The 17,677-nt window shown below is 64.0% G+C and carries 17 protein-coding genes; 11 read left to right on the top strand and 6 right to left on the bottom strand.

The genetic code is table 11. The annotated features are described in order from the left end of the window. Window positions 1-51: 51 nt before the first annotated feature. From ABEL04_RS05820 to ABEL04_RS05805, 4 genes are all read right to left on the bottom strand, one after another. Entirely contained in the window at window positions 52-933 is an 882-nt protein-coding gene (locus tag ABEL04_RS05820) for a shikimate dehydrogenase (RefSeq protein WP_375801445.1), read from the bottom strand. A gap of 59 nt (window positions 934-992) precedes the next feature. After that, the gene (locus tag ABEL04_RS05815; RefSeq protein WP_375801444.1) at window positions 993-3,125 is read right to left on the bottom strand and encodes an amino acid permease; all 2,133 of its coding nucleotides are present in this window, start codon (window positions 3,123-3,125) and stop codon (window positions 993-995) included. Window positions 3,126-3,292: 167 nt separating this feature from the next. Continuing rightward, window positions 3,293-5,179 (bottom strand): cation:proton antiporter, encoded by a 1,887-nt coding sequence (locus tag ABEL04_RS05810; RefSeq protein WP_375801443.1) that lies wholly within the window; start codon window positions 5,177-5,179, stop codon window positions 3,293-3,295. Between the two features lie 637 nt (window positions 5,180-5,816). Continuing rightward, complete coding sequence (locus ABEL04_RS05805; RefSeq protein ID WP_375801442.1) at window positions 5,817-7,760, bottom strand: cation:proton antiporter; 1,944 nt, start codon at window positions 7,758-7,760, stop codon at window positions 5,817-5,819. Between the two features lie 308 nt (window positions 7,761-8,068). Here ABEL04_RS05805 and ABEL04_RS05800 point away from each other — a divergent pair, with 308 nt between their 5' ends. Both ABEL04_RS05800 and ABEL04_RS05795 read left to right on the top strand, forming a co-directional pair. Next, window positions 8,069-9,523: a Glu/Leu/Phe/Val dehydrogenase gene (locus ABEL04_RS05800; protein WP_375801441.1), complete on the top strand. Its 1,455-nt coding sequence runs from the start codon at window positions 8,069-8,071 to the stop codon at window positions 9,521-9,523. Between the two features lie 300 nt (window positions 9,524-9,823). Next, on the top strand, window positions 9,824-10,327 hold the full coding sequence (locus ABEL04_RS05795; RefSeq protein ID WP_375801440.1) for a hypothetical protein: 504 nt from the start codon (window positions 9,824-9,826) through the stop codon (window positions 10,325-10,327). Between the two features lie 58 nt (window positions 10,328-10,385). On the opposite strand, the gene ABEL04_RS05790 is transcribed toward ABEL04_RS05795, so the two are convergent. Continuing rightward, window positions 10,386-11,543 carry an LOG family protein gene (locus ABEL04_RS05790; protein WP_375801439.1) on the bottom strand — a complete coding sequence of 386 codons (1,158 nt, stop codon included), beginning with the start codon at window positions 11,541-11,543 and terminating at the stop codon, window positions 10,386-10,388. A gap of 360 nt (window positions 11,544-11,903) precedes the next feature. On the opposite strand from ABEL04_RS05790, the gene ABEL04_RS05785 reads away from it, so the two are divergent. From ABEL04_RS05785 to ABEL04_RS05760, 6 genes are all read left to right on the top strand, one after another. After that, on the top strand, window positions 11,904-13,973 hold the full coding sequence (locus ABEL04_RS05785) for a glycoside hydrolase family 97 protein (protein WP_375801438.1): 2,070 nt from the start codon (window positions 11,904-11,906) through the stop codon (window positions 13,971-13,973). 309 nt (window positions 13,974-14,282) lie between these two features. Continuing rightward, window positions 14,283-14,624: a hypothetical protein gene (locus tag ABEL04_RS05780; protein ID WP_375801437.1), complete on the top strand. Its 342-nt coding sequence runs from the start codon at window positions 14,283-14,285 to the stop codon at window positions 14,622-14,624. A 374-nt stretch (window positions 14,625-14,998) separates the two neighbouring features. Then, the gene (locus tag ABEL04_RS05775; protein WP_375801436.1) at window positions 14,999-15,181 is read left to right on the top strand and encodes a hypothetical protein; all 183 of its coding nucleotides are present in this window, start codon (window positions 14,999-15,001) and stop codon (window positions 15,179-15,181) included. 24 nt (window positions 15,182-15,205) lie between these two features. Continuing rightward, entirely contained in the window at window positions 15,206-15,505 is a 300-nt protein-coding gene (locus ABEL04_RS05770; protein WP_375801435.1) for a hypothetical protein, read from the top strand. After that, window positions 15,502-15,594 carry a hypothetical protein gene (locus ABEL04_RS05765; RefSeq protein ID WP_375801434.1) on the top strand — a complete coding sequence of 31 codons (93 nt, stop codon included), beginning with the start codon at window positions 15,502-15,504 and terminating at the stop codon, window positions 15,592-15,594. The genes ABEL04_RS05770 and ABEL04_RS05765 overlap by 4 nt, the downstream gene beginning before the upstream one ends. A gap of 56 nt (window positions 15,595-15,650) precedes the next feature. Next, window positions 15,651-15,851, top strand: a complete 201-nt coding sequence (locus ABEL04_RS05760) for a hypothetical protein (RefSeq protein ID WP_375801433.1) — start codon at window positions 15,651-15,653, stop codon at window positions 15,849-15,851. A 40-nt stretch (window positions 15,852-15,891) separates the two neighbouring features. On the opposite strand, the gene ABEL04_RS05755 is transcribed toward ABEL04_RS05760, so the two are convergent. After that, window positions 15,892-16,539 carry a helix-turn-helix transcriptional regulator gene (locus tag ABEL04_RS05755; protein ID WP_375801432.1) on the bottom strand — a complete coding sequence of 216 codons (648 nt, stop codon included), beginning with the start codon at window positions 16,537-16,539 and terminating at the stop codon, window positions 15,892-15,894. A gap of 182 nt (window positions 16,540-16,721) precedes the next feature. Here ABEL04_RS05755 and ABEL04_RS05750 point away from each other — a divergent pair, with 182 nt between their 5' ends. The 3 genes from ABEL04_RS05750 to ABEL04_RS05740 form a co-directional block, all read left to right on the top strand. Beyond that, a complete protein-coding gene (locus ABEL04_RS05750) occupies window positions 16,722-16,967 on the top strand; it encodes a hypothetical protein (protein ID WP_375801431.1) in 246 nt (81 codons plus the stop codon). 31 nt (window positions 16,968-16,998) lie between these two features. Next, a complete protein-coding gene (gene fdxA / locus ABEL04_RS05745) occupies window positions 16,999-17,343 on the top strand; it encodes a ferredoxin FdxA (RefSeq protein ID WP_375801430.1) in 345 nt (114 codons plus the stop codon). Window positions 17,344-17,454: 111 nt separating this feature from the next. Then, on the top strand, window positions 17,455-17,677 hold a 223-nt coding region (locus tag ABEL04_RS05740), incomplete at its 3' end, for a BrxA/BrxB family bacilliredoxin (RefSeq protein ID WP_375801429.1).

Raw genomic sequence — 17,677 nt, 5'->3', positions numbered from 1 at the left:
TCCCGATCTAATGTAAAGTGAAGGCGAGGACGTCTCGAGGCGTGGCGCGGGCTACGACGACTCCGTCTCCCGCAGGGCGTCGTACGCTGCTGGGCGCGGCATTTCTCGGCCGGTCCACTGCCGGTAGGCCGCCGCCGCTTGCTCTACGAGCATATCGAGTCCCCCGATGGGCGCGGCGCCCTGCGCCTCGGCCTCCCGGAGAAGCCGGGTGCGTTCGGGCGTGTAGACGAGGTCGTACACGACGTGGTCGGGGCCAAAATCCTCCGCGTTGGGCCAAGGGGTTTGGCCGTGGCGATCGGGGGCCATGCCCAGAGGCGTGGCGTTGACGAGGAGGCGACTCGACCGGACGGACAGCGCAGCCTCTTCGAAGGACGAGACCTCGAGTGCGCCCGTCGGGTCGTAGTCGCCGAGGTCCCTGGCCAAAAGCTCTGCCTGCTCGGGCCGCCGGGCGACGATCATCAGGCGCTCAGGCGCATATTCGGTGAGGAGGCCGTACACCGCGGCCCGCGCCGCGCCCCCGGCCCCGAACACGAGCATTGGCGCCCCCTCGAGATCCGTTTCCCCGTCCTCGCTCAGCGGGGCGAGGAAGCCCTCCACGTCCGTGTTGTCGCCGCGGAGGCGATCGGGGCCGGCCTCGCGCTCCTCCCGCACAATGGTGTTGACGGCCCCCACCGCGTCGGCCCGTTCCGTCACTGCGTCGAGGAAGGGCTGCACCGTCTCCTTGTGCGGCACGGTCACGTTGGCCCCGAGGAATCCGAGCGCCCGGAGGCCGTCCACAGCACGCTCAACCTCCTCCGGCGGAACCGGCGTGGCCACGTACACGGCATTCGCCTCGTGCCCCCGGAACGCCGCGTTGTGGATGCGGGGCGATAGGGAGTGCTCGACCGGGTGGCCGAGCAGGGTGACAAGGCGGGTGGAGGCATCGATCGTCATGGTGGGAGGAGCGTCGTAACAGAGGCGACTCGTCGGCGGAGGCCGATCCGAAGGGATCACTACTGAACGACCCCTTCCCGCTCGCCCTGGCGATAGAGCTCATAGAGGCGATCGATGCCGGCCGGGTTGCCGATGATCGTCACGCGATCCCCTTCCTGCAAGGTGGTCGACCCCGAGGGCACGGTGATCTGCCCGTCGCGCCGAACCAGGGCCACGAGCACGCCGGCCGGCAGGTTGAGCTCCGAGACGCGCTGGTCGATGAACGGGTCCGTGTTGGTGCCCGATAGGAGGTGGAGCGTAAGGTAGCGCTCGTGGTGCAGCAGGCTCTCCTTCACCTCCTGCTCGTCGGTCGCCGCCCGCCACTCGACGAGGAATCGTTCGTCGTCGGTCCGATTGGCGAGGGTCGCAAGCGTGCGCAGGTGCTCCCCCTCGTCGTCCTTGGGGCTCACGAGGAAGAAAAAGGCGTAGACGGGCTCCGACGCATCGAGCTCCTCAATCTCGTCCTCCAGGTCCACGCAGATCCCGGACTGGCAGTGGACCATTACCATCTTCGGCTCGTCGATGCCGTCGAGGCGGCAGTAGGGAAGCGCCGCGCCGTGCGAGACCGACACGGCGCTGTAGGGGGCGCCCTCCAAAAAGCCGTGTCGGAGCGTCTCTGTCGAAATGCCGAACGCGTCGGAGAGGCGATTTGACACCTCCTCGACGACCGCCTGATACGGCTGCGGATCGTCAAGGTGGATCACGTCCGACTCGGCGACGAGCCGGTCGAACGCCGTGTCGTGCCCCACCCCCTTCTCCTCCAGAATGGTCTGCAGCTCCCGGTCGAGGCCGTCGTAGCGCTGCTTGCCCAGCCGGGCGAAGAGGTGAAAGATCGCGCCCTCCCGGGGGACGGTGCGGGCGTAATAGAAGTACCAGCCGATCCCGAAGAGTACGACGACCCCGGTGAACACGATGGCGAGCGTGCCCATCTCCGAAATCAGGAAGCCCGGAATGAAAATGCCGGCCACCTGCATCCAGGGGTAGAGTGGGGACCGGTAGCCCGGTGCGTAGGACGGGATTTCGCTCTCCCGCATCACGATGACTGCGAAGTTGAGAAGCGCGAAGATCAAGAGTTGGAACGCGCTTGCCAGCTTGGCCACCCCTTCCTCACTCAGGGCAAAGATAATCACCAGCATGAGGGCCACCGTTACCACGATCGACCGGGTGGGGGTGTCGAAGCGCCCAATCTTGGCAAACCTGTCGGGCAGCAGCTGGTCCCGCGCCATGGCCAGTGGGTAGCGCGAGGCCGACAAGATGCCGGCGTTGCCGGTGGAGGCAAATGCCGCGATGGCCGCCACCACAATCAGAATGGGCCCGAGCGTGTACGGCAGCCAGTTAAAGAACACCTTGCCGGAGGTAAACACGGGCGTGAGATCCGCCTGGAGGTCCGCGGCGGGGAGGATGGCCACCATGATGGCCACACCAATCACGTAAATCCCCGTGGCGGTGAGCAGCGACAGGCCCATGCCTAAGGGAATGTTGCGGTCCGGATTCTGCACCTCCTCCGCCACGCTGGCCACCTTCGTGAGGCCGGCGTACGACACGAAGACAATGCCGATGGTGGCGAGAAAGCCCCGGGCCCCCTCGGTGAAGAAGGGCGTGAACTCCCCAGCGGCGCCCCCCACGGCACTCTGTCCCCCCCAGACCGACATCACGCCCTGCGCGGTGTAGAAGGCGAGCACGCCCACCAGAATCGTCACCAGCACGCGCTGCAGCAGGCTGCTCTCCTTGGCGCCCACGATGTTGAGCACGCCGAAGGCCACCGTCAGCGCCGCGGCCAGCGGCTTGATCGGCATGTCGACGTAGATGGCCAGGTAGGCCCCCATCCCGATCAGCGCGAATGCGCTCTTGAAGACGAGCGCGAGCCACGTCCCCAGCCCGCCCACGGTGCCGGCGAGGGGCCCCAGGCTACGGTCAAGAAAGTAATACGTACCCCCGGCCTTTGGCATGGCCGTCGACAGTTCCGCCATGCTGTACATGGACGGCAGGATAAGGACCCCCGCCACAAGGTAGGCAAGGACCACGGAGGGCCCCGTTTCCGCCGCCGCGATGCCGGGGAGCAGGAAGAACCCGGAGCTGAACATCGCCCCCGTGCTGATCGCGTAGACGTCGTAGAGCGTCAGGGTTTTCTGAAGGGAAGAGCCCGAAGCCATAGCATTAGAACCCGCTGGGAAGAGGAATCCGGAGAATAGATATAGGCTCGAATCGGGGGAGCAGGTTCCCGCGCGTCCACCGAACGGAGCGAAGGAACAGTTTCGTGACGCTGTCCAGAGTGCTAGTCGTGGGAAACCCCGTCCGCCCCGCAGGACCGGGGGCGTCATCAGCGGGGGCCTCGTCCCGGTTCCCCGACCGGGACCGATGAGTCACCACGCCCCGCTACTGCGACCGCCTCGGCGTCTTGCATGCGGGTGCGGGGGGCAAGAAACACGACTCGGTCGTCCGGCTGGGGCCGTTGCACCTCCTCAGAAAAGATGATGAGCTGGTCGCCGCGGAGGATAAACATGGGGAAGGCCTCGTCCCCGAAGCGCTCGGCAAACGCGTCGCGCGCAAGGGCCGTCTCCAGCTCGGCAACGAACACCTCGTGCTCGTGGTCGAGCCAGTCGCGGAGCTGCGTGCAACTGGCTTCCGTCCCAAAGAGCAGGTGCCCCCGCAGATGCTCGGGCACCTCGCCGTCTGTGTGCCGTCGGTCCGAGCGCGCAGGAAGCTGAAAAATGTCGTTCACGTCGAAGATCTCGGACAGGTGGAGCGCCGCGAGCGACGCGACCTCGTCGTTGGGGATGGTGATGAGGAGGCGGCCGATGCCGCTCAAGTCCAACTCCTCTAGAATCTCTTCAGATAGCACGTCGGCCCGGTCGGCGTCCAGGCCGCGGGCGCGCGCTCGCTTCACGTGGTCGGGGTTGGAGTCGACCAGCTGGACGGTGACCCCAAGCTCCTGCAGCGCCAGCGCGATGTGCTGCACCCACGCCTCGGCGCCCACAAAGAGGACTCCTTCCGGATTGGGGTCCGCGAAGCCGAGCCAGCTGGCTACGTAGCCGATGGTGAGTCCGTAGACCGCCACCGTGCCCACGATGACGAGAAAAACGACCGGCACGAGGGCGTCGGCGGCCTCCGGAAAAAGTCCCTGTAACTCGAATCCGAAGAGCGAGGCCACCGCGGCAGCCACGATGCCTCGAGGGGCCAACCAGGCCAGAAACGCTTGTTCGCGCCAGGACAGCTTCGTGCCGGCGCAGGACAGGAGCACGGCCAGCGGGCGCACGAACGCGATGAGCACCCCGATGAGCAAGACGGTTCGGCCGCCCACGTACTCGAACGTCGCGAGGTCGAGCCGGGCACTCAGCACGACGAAGAGGACGCCGAGGAGGAGCACCTGGAGGTTTTCCTTGAACTCGGTGATCTGCTTCACCGGCACGTACGACTGATTGGCCAGCGCTACGCCCATCAGCGTAGCGGTAAGGAGGCCGGCCTCGTGCTGAAGGGCCTCGGCCCCCACGAACGCCGCAACCAGCAGCGTCAGGGTGAGAGGGTTGTGCAGGAAGCCCGGCACGAGCCGCCGGTACAGAGTGTAAACGATCAGGGCCGCCGCGGCTCCGCCAATGACGACGCTCGCCCCAATGGCAATCCCGAGGCCCTTCAAGACGTGGAGCGTCGCCTCGAGGGCGCCGGCTGAGGCCCCACTCGGCTCGTGGAGGAGCAGAATGACCTCCAGCACAAGTGTCGCCAGGATGGCGCCGACCGGATCGATCGTAATGCCCTCCCACTTGGCCACGGTCCCGATCCGGCCCTCTGGCCGGATCTGGCGGAGCAGCGGCACAATGACGGTCGGTCCTGTGACCACCAGAATGGCGCCCGTGAGCAATGACAGTTCGAGTCCGAAATCCTCAATCACGTACACGGCCCCTGCGCCCACGAACCACGTCACGAGAACTCCGATCGTAATCAGGTTCAGGATGGGTCCGCCCACCTCTCGCAGTTCGGAGAGGCGGAGGTTGAGTCCACCCTCGAACAGGATGATGCCAATCGAGATGGACACGAACGGGTAGACCCACTCGCCCTGTAGGACCGCCGGATCAATGATCCCGAGAACTGGACCGGCCAGAAATCCGGCGACGAGCAGCAGCAGGATGGACGGCAGGTTGTACTGCCAGGCCAGCCACTGCGCCCCCACGCCGAGAAGCAAAATGAGGGCGACGCCGAACAGAAAGGTCACAAAGGGGGCACGCTGGTTTATGCACGGTCAACGATTTGACTGCGGCCCGAATGACGAAGACCGACTCATCCCTGCATCAGTTTCGTCCGTTTCGGACGAAGGAGCCCCGGACCGGGCGTCCCCACGGTCCCGCAGGATCCTATGGGAAAGGCAGTCTGTGCCTCGCGGGACCCCCATGAACGCGTCGGCCGCCGCGTGGGAGAACCGCACCGGGATCCCCCTGCAGTCCTCCCCCCATTCAGCCGCCCGACTCTCAGAGACGCGGACGAGGACCGGCCCCGTGTCGGTCACCTCCGACATGCCAAAATCGGGACTCGAAGAGCAGGCCGGCCGTCTAACAGCTAGGACAATCTCGCCTGCTCCCCCTCGTCCGGCAATCCATCCGATTATCGGCTCGAATAGCGCCTCAGCACAGCATTCCCGTTCGCTGCCCACAATCTTGCGCCTGACAAGACGGACTCCGGGCCCATTTTCCCAATTCCCCTCGTCGACGACGAGAAGAGCGCTTGTCTCGCCCTCCGAGAGGCCCTGGATGGGTCTTTGGGTATGTACCAGGTGGACGAGAGACAGATGTGGGGGGCAGCAGGTTCGTTCCGGGCAGGCGCTCCGGCCTGTTCGTGCGTTATCGCTGGTCCGGTCAATCTTCAGGGGGCGCCTCCACGTCTACAAGCTCGACGGTTTCCTCCTCCGACGTGTCGGCCGTGATGCCGTCCTGACCGTCCTCGTCCCCTCGATTCAGGGAAGAGCCCAGAACGGCGACCAGCTGGTCGTCTGGACGCATACGGAACTGCTCCATCTCGGAAACCACCTCGAGGGTCTCTCCCCCTCGAAGGAGAAAGAGCGGAATGAGGCCACGGTCGTTGTGCCGAGATGATAGCTCCTCGTACGTATAGTAGTCCGGGTGTTCGTCCGAGGGGACAGAAGTCGGCTCCAGCACCTTCACCTCGCCTCCTCCCGCAACGTGCTCATCGAGGAGCTGGTAGCTCGTCGCCTTCCCGAACAGCGGGCGCCCGCGGAGATGCTGCGGCAGCATCTCCTCACTCCCATGCCGGCTCTCGGGGCGGGCAGCGAGCTGGTAGATGTTTGTCGAGTCGAAGACGTCGGAGAAGTGCAGCGCCCCGAGCGAGGCAACCTCGTCGTTCGGGATGACAAAGAGAAGGTGACCGATGCCGCTGAGGTCCACCTCGTCGATAGTCGTCTGGGACAGCACGTCGGCCCGGTGGGCGGAGAGGCCTTCCTCCCGCGCATGCCGCACATGCTCGGGATTGCTGTCGAGGAGTTCGACGCGGTAACCGAGGTCCTGGACGCAACGCGCGACGGTGCGCACCCACGCCGCAGCCCCCACGAACAAGACCCCGTTCGGGTCCGGCTCGGCCAGCCCAAGCCACTGTGCCAGTGGGGCCGCCGTTAGGCCGTAGATGGCCACCGTGCCCACGATGACCGCAAAGACAATGGGCACCATGCCGTCCACCGCTCCCGGATACACCCGTCGCAACTGAAAGGCGAACAGCGACGCCACTGCCGCCGCCACCACCCCCCGGGGCGCCATCCACGACAAGAACGCTTTTTCTTCCCAGCTCAGCTTTGTCCCGAGCGTGGAGACAAACACGGCGAGGGGCCGGACCAGAACCACCAGAACCGCAAGGAAGACGAGCACGCGCTGGTCGAGGTGCTCCAGGGCGCTCAGCTCCAGCCGTGCGCTCAGGAGCACGAAGAGCGACCCGATGAGCAGCACCTGCAAGTTCTCCTTAAACTCCACGATGCGGTGGACGGAGGCGTATGGCTGATTGGCCAGGGCAACCCCCATCAGTGTGGTCGCGAGCAAGCCCGATTCCGGTTGCAGGGTGTTTGCGACCACGAAGGCCGTGACGACGATCATGAGCGTGACCGAATTCCGAAGGAAGTCGGGCACGAGGCGCCGCCGCAGAATCAGAACGAGCAGGATCGTCCCTGTTACGCTCACGCCGAGCGCGACGAAGATTTCGAGCCCCAGTCCTGTAGCCACGTGCTCAACTGCGGCCTCCGCGCCGGCCTCGGTGTTGGACGGATCATTGAGCAGGAGCAACGTCTCGAGCACCAGCACGGCCAGAATGGCGCCCACGGGGTCAACGGCGATGCCCTCCCACCTGGCAATTGTGCCGACTCGTCCCTTCGGCCGAACGTGACGCAGGAGCGGGATTACGACCGTCGGGCCCGTCACAGTCAGGATGGCCCCGATAAGGACTGCCAGGCTCACGGGAAAACCGAGAAGGTAGTGGGCCGCCGCAGCGCTCAGGGTCCCAGTGATGAGAACCCCGATCGTGGTGAGACTGAGCACAGGAGGCCCTACTTCTCGCAGATCGGAAAGACGGAGGCTCAGGCCTCCTTCAAACAGAATGATCCCGATAGAGAGGGACACAAACGCAAGCAGCCAGCCCCCCTGCAGGGACTGCGGCTCGAGGAGGCCGAGCACAGGACCGGCGAGAAACCCGACCAGGAGCAGAAGGAGAATAGAGGGCACTCGGAGTCGCCACGCCATCCATTGGGCCCCTACGCCCAAAAGAATAACGATGGTGATGGCGAGCAAGACGGACTCGGGCACGGCTTCGAGCCGATCGATCCGCAAAAACGCCGACGTGACGGGATGCCACCGGTAGGAGTCTAAGAAACTCCTGCGGATAGTAGCAACCCTATGACGGGGAGAACCGGGAAAATCAGTCTCATTTCGACTGCGCCTCGACGGTTCTGGGCCGTGCTCGTCTCCTCAGGAACGAAGAAGAGAGCCTTCGAGAAATTCTACGGCTTAGAGGCGAATCCGGGATGGAGGCACGTGGAAGCGCTTGCAGTTCGGAAAAATACTCTTTTTTATGTGGATGCCCCTCTCTTTTCACGTCCCAAAATAGTCTTCCCATGGAAGCCACGACGGCCCCCGCAAACGCACAGGCTGAGTCCTCGCTCGGCTTTTTTGGCCAGGTCAACCGCATGTTCGACGAGGCTGCGGCCCACACGGATCACGCGCGAGGCGTGCTCCACCAAATCCGTGCCTGCGACAACATTGTCCGGATGGAGTTCCCGATCAAGCGGGACGACGGAACCATTCAGGTGGTTCGGGGCTACCGGGGCGAGCACAGTCACCACATGCAGCCCACGAAGGGGGGCATCCGCTACGCCCCCAGCGTCAATGTCGATGAGGTCATGGCCCTCTCGGCGCTGATGAGCTACAAGTGCGCGATTGTGGATGTCCCCTTTGGGGGCGCAAAAGGCGGGGTGTGCATCGATGCACGCAACTACTCGCAGGCCGAGCTCGAGCGCATCACCCGCCGGTACACCTTCGAACTGGCCCGCAAGGATTACATCGGCCCCGGAACGGACGTCCCTGCTCCCGACTACGGCACTGGGGAGCGCGAGATGGCGTGGATCATGGACACCTTCAACCAGATTGGCGACGAGGACCTCAATGCGCTGGCGTGCGTGACCGGCAAGCCGGTCGGGCAGGGCGGCGTGCGTGGTCGAACCGAAGCGACCGGCCAGGGGGTGTACTACGGCATCCGGGAGGCTTGCAGCTACGAGGAAGACATGAGGCGCCTCGGTCTTGAGCCAGGCCTGGAAGGGAAGGATGTCGTCATCCAGGGACTGGGCAATGTCGGGTACCACGCGGCCCGGATCCTGGAACAGGGCAATGCCAACATCATCGGGATCGCCGAGATTGAGGGTGCCATCTACGACCCGAGTGGACTCTCCGTGGACGATGTCGTTGCCTACCGGGAAGAGAACGGCTCCATCCACGGCTTCCCGGGGGTTAGGAACATCGACACGTCGGCGAAGGCCCTCGAACTGCCGTGCGACATTCTGGTCCCGGCGGCCCTCGAGGGGGTAATCACCACCGAGAACGCCCCGAGCATCCAGGCCACCATCGTCGCCGAGGCGGCTAACGGGCCCATCACGACCCAGGCCGACGAGATTCTGAAGGAGAAGACGATGATGATCATTCCGGACGTCTACCTCAACGCTGGGGGCGTCACGGTGTCGTATTTCGAGTGGCTGCGCAATCTTTCCCACGTGCGACACGGCCGCATGAGTCGCCGCTTCGAGGAGCGAAACGCCGAGCGCATTCTCCGCGCCGTCGACGAGCTCACTGCGGAGGACTTCAACGAGGAGCTCATGGGAAGGCTCGTCGAGCAGGTTAGCTTTGGGGCTGGGGAGCGAGACCTCGTACGTGCCGGGCTGGAGGACACGATGACACATGCCTACGGCGAGATCCGGGAGATTCGAGAGGAGAAGAATGTAGACATGCGGACCGCCGCCTTCATCAGTGCCATCGATAAGATTGCCGGCTCCTACGAGCAGATGGGCATTTTCCCGTAGCTCCTCGCATGCGCGGTGAGGAATTCCGAAACAGGCCCGACATCCGCATCGAACCCTGCCCGAAACGTCCGCCCCCCGAGGGTGCCCGGTCGCGTTCGTCCCCAGTGCCCCACGTCCGGCTTCGGGCACTAAAAGTGGCTTCGGGCACCAGGAACGGAGCCCCCTCGCTCCAGGCAGAATCCGCCCACGCGACCGCCGTACACGCGGAATCACCCGGTTGACAGATATCCGCGATCTTTTTACATTCAAGTTACCATTTCTTCGCCCTGGCTTCGCACAAGCGAAAGGAGGTCCGTCGCCATGCGTACGGTTCGGTGTCTCTTTGGGCTCGCGGTTGCACTGCTTCTCACCGGTTCCATCAATGTTTGGGGGCAGCTTCCATCCAACGAGTTGGAAGGAACGTGGAAAATGGTGTCGCAAGAGCTTGTCTACCCGGATTCGGTCGTCGATCAGAGTGACGACTGGGGACCGAGCTACAAGATTCTAAATTCGACGCACTTTGCGTGGGGACGGGAGACAAAAAATGGAGAGACGGTCCTCGCTGGCGGTGGGCGCTACGAGTACTACCCCGAGCGGAACGTGTACATCGAGCACATCCAGTACCACTCAGATACGGGGCTAGACGGGGTGACGCTCCGCTTCAAGGCGCGCGTGGAGGGGGACACGTGGTACCACATTGGGGACATCGGCAGCTACAAGCTGCGTGAGGTCTGGAAGCGAGTGGATGCGAAGAAGGTACGGGCTGAGCTGCGGGGGGACACGACCTCCGCACGGCCGGAAACGGCTGGATCTAGCGAGCAGTAAGCCGGTTCGGCGTCGAGCTCGCGGAGCAGCCGTGCCGATCAGGGGACGGCAGTCCTCCTCAGGCTGCCCGCGCAGTCGCGTGCTCCTCGATGATGGACACGGCGGTTTCGACCTCATCGGTGGCTACGAGGAGATCCTCGTAGTTTGTGTCCTCCGCCAGCGTCTCCATGAGGGGGTACACGGGCTTCGTCTCGGTCCAGTAGTCCTGGTCGAAGAACACCATGGGACTGGCCGGGCCGAATGTCTCGTAATGATTCTGGGCGGTGTCCATAAATATCTCCTGGATCGTGCCCGCGCTCCCCGGCGCGTAGACGACCCCATATGCGGCGATGGCGAGAAGCCCATCCTCCCGGATGCTGTTGGCAAAGTACTTGGCCACGTGCGTGGCGAACAGGTTTGACGGCTCGTGGCCGTAGAACCAGGTCGGGACGGCGAGACTCTCCGTGCGGTCGAGGTAGCGCTCGCGGACGTCGAGTGCCCGGTCTACGTAGGTCGCGTCCTCGTAGCGGGGCGCGGCGGCGAGGGTGTCGACGGCATCGTCGACGGTACCGGGTGGATACTGGGCCAGTGCAGCCCCGAGGTTGGACGCCTCCATCGCCCCAGGGCCACCCCCGGTGGCAACGAAAAAATCCGCACGGGCCAGCCGCCAGGCCAACCGAGCAATCCGACGGTACAGGTCCGTGTCGCGCGCCAGCTGATGGCCGCCCATGATGCCGACGACCCGCCGGTCGGGGCCGTCGTCAGGGGAGAGAAGATCCCGCAGGGCGTTGTCGATCGCATGGTCGTGGACGCGAAAGGCCAGGGCGTCCATGATGGGGGCATCGCGCCCGTCGCGCTTTCGCTCCCGAAAGTACTCGTAGATGCGGGCATCCGCTGTCTCGTTTCGCGTGTCCGGGTGGCCCCGCTCGTACCCCTCCATGAGCTCGGCGGGGGTGTAGAGAGAGGCCCGGTACGGGCGGAAAGGAAGTCCCACGAAGGCCGGGAAGACCGTTCCTCCAGTGTCGTGCACGTGCTGTTCCGCGGCTTCCGACAACTGACAGCCGAGAAAGCAGGCGTCCTCGGCCGGCACCGAGGTGACGGCAGCCTCAACGTCCGGATCGGTCAGGTCGGCCCCCTGCACGACGACGTTCTGCAGGGAGTGTCCCCCCTCGATGTACCGATGGAGGGCCTCGGCGGACTCAATCTCGGTGACGTGAACGGGACAGCATTCGTACATGGGTGAGCGAAAGGGATTGGGAATGGAAAGTCGAGCCAGAAGGGGCGTACGTCTCTCGGGGGACGTCCCTGTTACGACGGACGTCAACGAGGAGGGGAGGCTACGTTGCAGACGGGAAGAGCGGGAAGGTGGTTGCACCAGGGAGGACGAGGGAGGGAGCGCTGGGAATTTCTCGGCGCAAATCGTATCCTGGTCCCCGAGGGGGCGCAGAAACGCAAGGTCGGTTCGACGAGCACGCAATCCAGAGGCATCGTCCGGCTCCAGGCCCGCTCACGTTCCTGACTCACCATCGATATTGTCATGCAGCACCGCCTCTTCCTACTTTTCGTTCTAGCTTTCATTCCCCTACTCCCTGCTCCTGTGACTCCGTCCGCGCCCACCGACGACTCGATGACGGCCACGTCCCCCGACGGCACCATCGCCATCAGTGTCGAACTGATCGACGGCCAACCCCACTACACCGTCGTGGCCGACGGCGACACCCTCGTGGCCCCCTCTCCCCTCGGCTTCGAGCTCCAAAACGCTCCGCCCCTCCGCGATGGCTTCGACGTCGTCGGGACGAGCCGCCGCACCGTCAACACCACGTGGACGCCCGTGTGGGGCACGCAGGACACGGTGCGCAACCACTTCGTCGAGCGGACGGTTCGGCTCCAGGAAGCGGAGATGCCCGAGCGCCGGCTCGACCTCGTCCTGCGGGCCTACGACGACGGGGTGGCCTTTCGGTACCGCTGGCCGGAGCAGCCGAATCTCGACTCACTCCGCATCACGTCGGAAGAGACGCACTTCCGCCTCACGGCGGACCACACCGCGTGGTGGATTCCGGACGACTACGACAACTACGAGTGGATCTACCGCGAGACGCCGCTGAGCGCGATCCGCGATAGCGCGGCCGAAATCAGTCATAACTCGTTCCTCGAGGACGGCCCCGAGGAAAGCTCGAAAAGTGCCCGCCCCGGTGCCGTCAACACGCCGCTCACGCTGCGCAGCCCGGGCGAGGACCGCTACCTCGCCCTCCACGAGGCCGCCCTTACCGACTACGCGGGCATGACCCTGCAGGCCGATGCGGACACGCCCACCACCCTGCACGCCAACCTCGTCCCCTGGCCCGACGGGGTGAAGGTGAAGGCGAGCGTGCCGCACCGCACGCCCTGGCGCGTGATTCAGATTGCGGACCGGCCGGGAAGACTCATTGAGTCGCACCTCCTACAAAATCTGAACGAGCCCTCGAAAATTGAGAACCCCTCGTGGGTCGAGCCCATGACGTACATCGGCATCTGGTGGGGCATGCATATTGGCAAGTACTCATGGGGGCAGAGCGGCGTCCACGGGGCCACGACCGAGCGGACGAAGCGCTACATGGACTTTGCCGCCGAGCACGACATCGACGGGGTGCTCGTCGAAGGATGGAACCTCGGCTGGGAGAGCTGGCTCGACGGGGATAAGTTCGACTTCACCGAGTCGTACCCCGACTTCGACCTTCAAGAGGTCACGGAGTACGGCAAGAAGAAGGGCGTGGTGCTCATCGGACACCACGAGACCGGCGGCGACGTGCCGGCCTACGAGCGCCAGCTAGATGAGGCCCTTGCGCTGTACGACTCGGTCGGCGTGCCGGCCATCAAGACCGGCTATGCCGGCCCCATCCGCCCAAAGGGCATTCACCACCACGGCCAGCAGATGGTGAACCACTACCGTCGGGTCGTAAAGAAGGCCGCCGAGCACGAGATCATGCTCAATGTTCACGAGCCGATCAAGCCGACGGGAATCCGTCGTACCTGGCCCAACATGATGACGCGGGAGGGCGTCCGTGGCATGGAATACAACGCCTGGAGCTCCGGGAACCCGCCCGCGCACACCGTCACCCTTCCGTTCACGCGGATGCTGGCCGGACCACTCGACTACACACCCGGCATCTTCAACCTGACGCCGGAGGAAATTATGCCGGACCATCGGGTGCGCACCACGCTGTCGAAGCAACTGGCCAACATGGTCGTGCTCTACAGCCCGGTCCAGATGGCCGCCGACCTCGTCGAACACTATAAGGGCCACGACGCGGTGGAGTTCATCGAGCGGGTGCCCGCCGACTGGTCGGAGAGCCGTGTGCTGCAGGCCCGCATCGGCGAGTACATCACCACTGCCCGCCGGAAGAACGGGGGCGCGACGTGGTTCGTGGGCACGACGACGAACACGGAGGCCCGCACCCTAACGGTGCCTCTTGGTTTCCTCGATTCAGGCCAGACCTACGTTGCGCACGTCTTCGAGGATACGCCGAAGTCCGACTATGAGGACAATCCCCACGCCTACCGCATCCGCCGCGGCCTCGTGACGGCGAGCGACACGATTGCGGCGGATCTGGCGCGCAGTGGGGGGCAGGCGGTGATCCTTGAGCCCTCGACGGGAGCCGAGCGGAACCAGTACGAGGCACTCGAGTAGTGCGTGGTTCGTAGCGTGGGTTCGCCACTGCATCCCGAGTGCACACGTCGTCCTCTCTGCCGACTTCTGTCTTCGCGTCGGGAGGGCCCCTTCCCGCTTTTGCCGTCCCTCTTCTCTCGGACAAACCAGCACCCTGACCCGCTGGACTCCCCTCGCAGTCACCGCGTGTGCCGGATGTCCGGAGAGGACACCGCGAAAAGCGGCGGTGGTAAGTGTGGCGGCCGGAGCAGGTCCCAGACGGTGAAAACGATGGTCTAGGCGAATCCGTAGAGGAATTGCGTTTGATCTTTCTCGCCAAATGCCCCCGCCATGACTGACGTGGACGGCCAAGATAACTCTGGGGAGAACGGCACAGTGGAGGAAAATGGTAGCTCTGAGCGTGAAGAGGTGCGGGCCCAGCGCTTCTCCGGTGAGCGATTGGTAATCGACGAAAAGCACTTCGAGAACTGCACCTTCGACACCTGCACGCTGATTTACAAGGGCGGCGTTCCCCCCAATTTCGTGCGGTGCGAATTCGCCGCGCCGAGGTTCGTGTTCGAGGGAGCGGCCCAGAGCACCATCCAGCTCATGAGCGCAATCTACAACGGCGTTGACGAGCGGATCATCGAGAAAACCTTCGACGAGATCAGGAAGGGATTTGGTCAAGAGTGAGGTCGAGCCGTTGGGTCTCAGTCGCCGTGCCGATCGGAAGAGCGGTCCTGTGTGGTCCCCCGCACGATCTCGACTGCCTTCTGGTCGAGCCCCGGCGCTCTAGCTTGGCGATCCTGTCTTTTTCCTTAGCAGGGATCATTTTTCAGACTTCTGTCCCGATATTGTCACTCGGATTCTGTATAACGGAGTCTTCAGTAGCACGGACAACTCCGGGTAGCCTCCAGACTCTTTCTGAGATTAACGCTCTCGCGAGATCTTCAACCAGCTCTGTGCTACGCCCGCTGATATGTCCCTATTCGATGCAACTCGGGGCGTAAAGGAACCGATGGGTCGCCCCACCGCATCCGCTCGTAGGTCTCGATCTCCTCGGGCAAATGGTTCCGATCGAGCTTCTCTGGAGCGGTCTTGGGCTCGGCATCGGGGCGAATCGGTGCGCCGACGGAACGGGCGCCGATGAGGAATGCTTTAACGAAGCGATCGGCGACGGGCAATGGAGCTTCCGGAATCTCGGATCTGCACGCCGCCCCAATTTGCATCTGTGTCGCACCCTCGCGTAGCCTCGGACAGACCTCCCGATTCCCATGAGTGATTCTTCGACTCGCCTCGGCGCCCTGGCTGGGCAGTGGGACGTGCCCGATCCCGACGAATTGAAGGCGCGTCTTCAGCCCGAGCCGGAGGCAACGCACCGCTTCTATGAGAGTCGCCTCCTCTCCTCGGAGCAGGAAGCTTCGGAAGGGCGACCAACCTCTGAGAATGGACACCATGAGGGACGGCAGACGCCAGCGGCCACGTTCGAGATCTGCCGGGACGAGAACGGAGCCTTCCGGTGGCGCCTACAGGCCGGCTTCCCATGCATTACCGCGACCCGTTCGACCGGATGATCATTGCGCAGGCTCAGGAAGAAAACTGCACCGTCGTCACGCCCGACGACAAGTTTCTGCTGTACGACATAGACGTGATGGAGTGCTGAGCTGAGAATTCTCCTCCCGGTGCGACGGCAGCTTTCCAACCCAGAGGTCCCTTTCGGTGGAGAAGTGGAAGACGGAGCTGCAGGTCGATCGTACGCTCGATGGCATCGTCGTAGTGACCCGTCCAGTCCTCAACGCGTTCCTCCGAGAGGGGGACGACCTCCCCGGCGATACTCACGACGAGTTGCCCAAACGCGAGGCCCGAGGGACCGATGAGGAGGGAGGCCCCAGAATCACGAAGCGGCCACGCCACGACTAGGGGGCGCTTCCCATTGATGTTCGGGGGGGAGCACAGGCGGCTACTGCTGGAGCACGGGCAGCTCGTAGGTGCAGGCCGTGTCACCATCGGGCATGTGCCGGGTCCGCTCGACCCGCTCGAACAGCCTCTCGTAGAAGCACGCCTCCGATGAGCAGGGCACCTCCGTGGCGTTGACGATCGCCGCAAACGGACAGTTGCACGCCTCGACGGTGATCTGCTCGTCGTCGACCTGCACCTCAGGCATAAATCCCTTCTCCCGGAGCACCTCCTCGAGAACGTCGACGACCTGCTGCACGTCGGCTGTGTCCAGCGAAGAGGGAAGCCGCCGCTCTACCTCCTCCAGCCGGGCGTCCCAGAAGGCGTCGAAAAAGTCTTCGATGAGCTGCTCCTGTCCCTGCTCTTCCAGGTAGGTCAGGAAGTCGGCAAAGACCGTTCCCTCCCGTTTCGGAAAGAGGCGCTCGCCCTGCGGCGTGAGGCGGTAGCACATGCTCGGGCGCCCGCGTCCCTGCTTCTGCGACCGGCGGACCACGAGCTCGTCGCGACCCATCTGATCGAGGTGATCGCGCAGCGTCGGCCGTGCCCGGTCGATCTCCTCCATCGCGTCGTCGAGGGTAATTTCTCCGCGGCGCTTCATGAGCTTGAGGAGCCGTCGCTTCGTCTCCGACGGGATGAGGTCAACGGGGGGCATGGCCGGGACACCGATCGGTGCTACTGAGAACGAATGGGAAAGCCTGGATGCTTGTCTCAACAGGATACGACTTTATATAGAAGATGTCAATAAAAAGGTTTTAGGCACGTCAAAGTTGAAAATGGCGGCGCGATTTCTTTCCTAACGAATACGCTTTCGCTATCCCTTCCGCGTCGACAACGATGACCGCGCCTCTGTTCTACATCGCTGAAGACGGAGAGGCTGTAGGAACGCTTCGGCGATTCTCGGACCGCTTCCAGCTCACGCCGGCCTCGATCCTGGACTGCTTGCGCCGTCGGGCCCCGGAGGCTGTGTTGCTCGGCGCAGGCGAGGGCCGAAACCGGTTCCTCGTCGTCGAGGCGGAGGGGCTGGAGGCCCTCTGCGACTGCAGGTCTCCCGGCCGTCCTCCGCAGAGCACTCCGTGCTGAGCCTTCGTTTTTGACTGTAGCTCCCACCCGCATGCCGTACGTCGTTGCTGAACCGTGCATCAACTGCAAGTACACCGACTGCGTCGAGGTCTGTCCGGTGGACTGCTTCTACGAGGGCCCCAACTTCCTGGCCATCCAGCCCGACGAATGCATCGACTGCAATGCCTGCGTGCCGGTGTGTCCGGTGGAGGCCATTTACCCGGAGGATCAGTTGCCGGAGGAGTGGGAGCACTACACGCAGTGGAATGAGTACCTGTCCAACCAGTGGCGGGACCTCGGCTACAATGTGACCGAGAAGACCGGCCCGCTCGACGACGCCGAGGAGTGGGAGGACAAGGACAAATCCGAGGAAGACATTCTGACCTGGGACGTGTGAGCGGCTCGGGCGCACCGGCCATCACGTCGCGTGTGTTTCGGGCGACGACAAAGCTCCTGCGCTGCCAGGGGTCATTCGCAATCCTCTTTCGACACGCATCTTTCCTTCCCCATGCCTTACCCCAAGTCCATGGTCGAGCCGATGCGCAAAGAGCTTACGCGCCTCGGCGTTGACGAACTGACGACGCCCAACGCGGTCGACACGGCGTTCGACGCCGCGCAAGACGGCACCCTGCTCCTCGTCATCAACTCCGTCTGTGGGTGTGCGGCGGGCAGCGCGCGTCCGGCGGTGGCCCGGGCGGCCGAGGCCGAGCCCCAGCCGGACCGCATGGTCA

The sequence above is a fragment of the Salinibacter sp. genome (genome assembly GCF_042218895.1).
GTDB lineage: Bacteria > Bacteroidota > Rhodothermia > Rhodothermales > Salinibacteraceae > Salinibacter.
The sequence above is the reverse complement of the archived record's forward strand: the minus strand, read 5'-3'. Positions and strand labels throughout refer to the sequence as shown.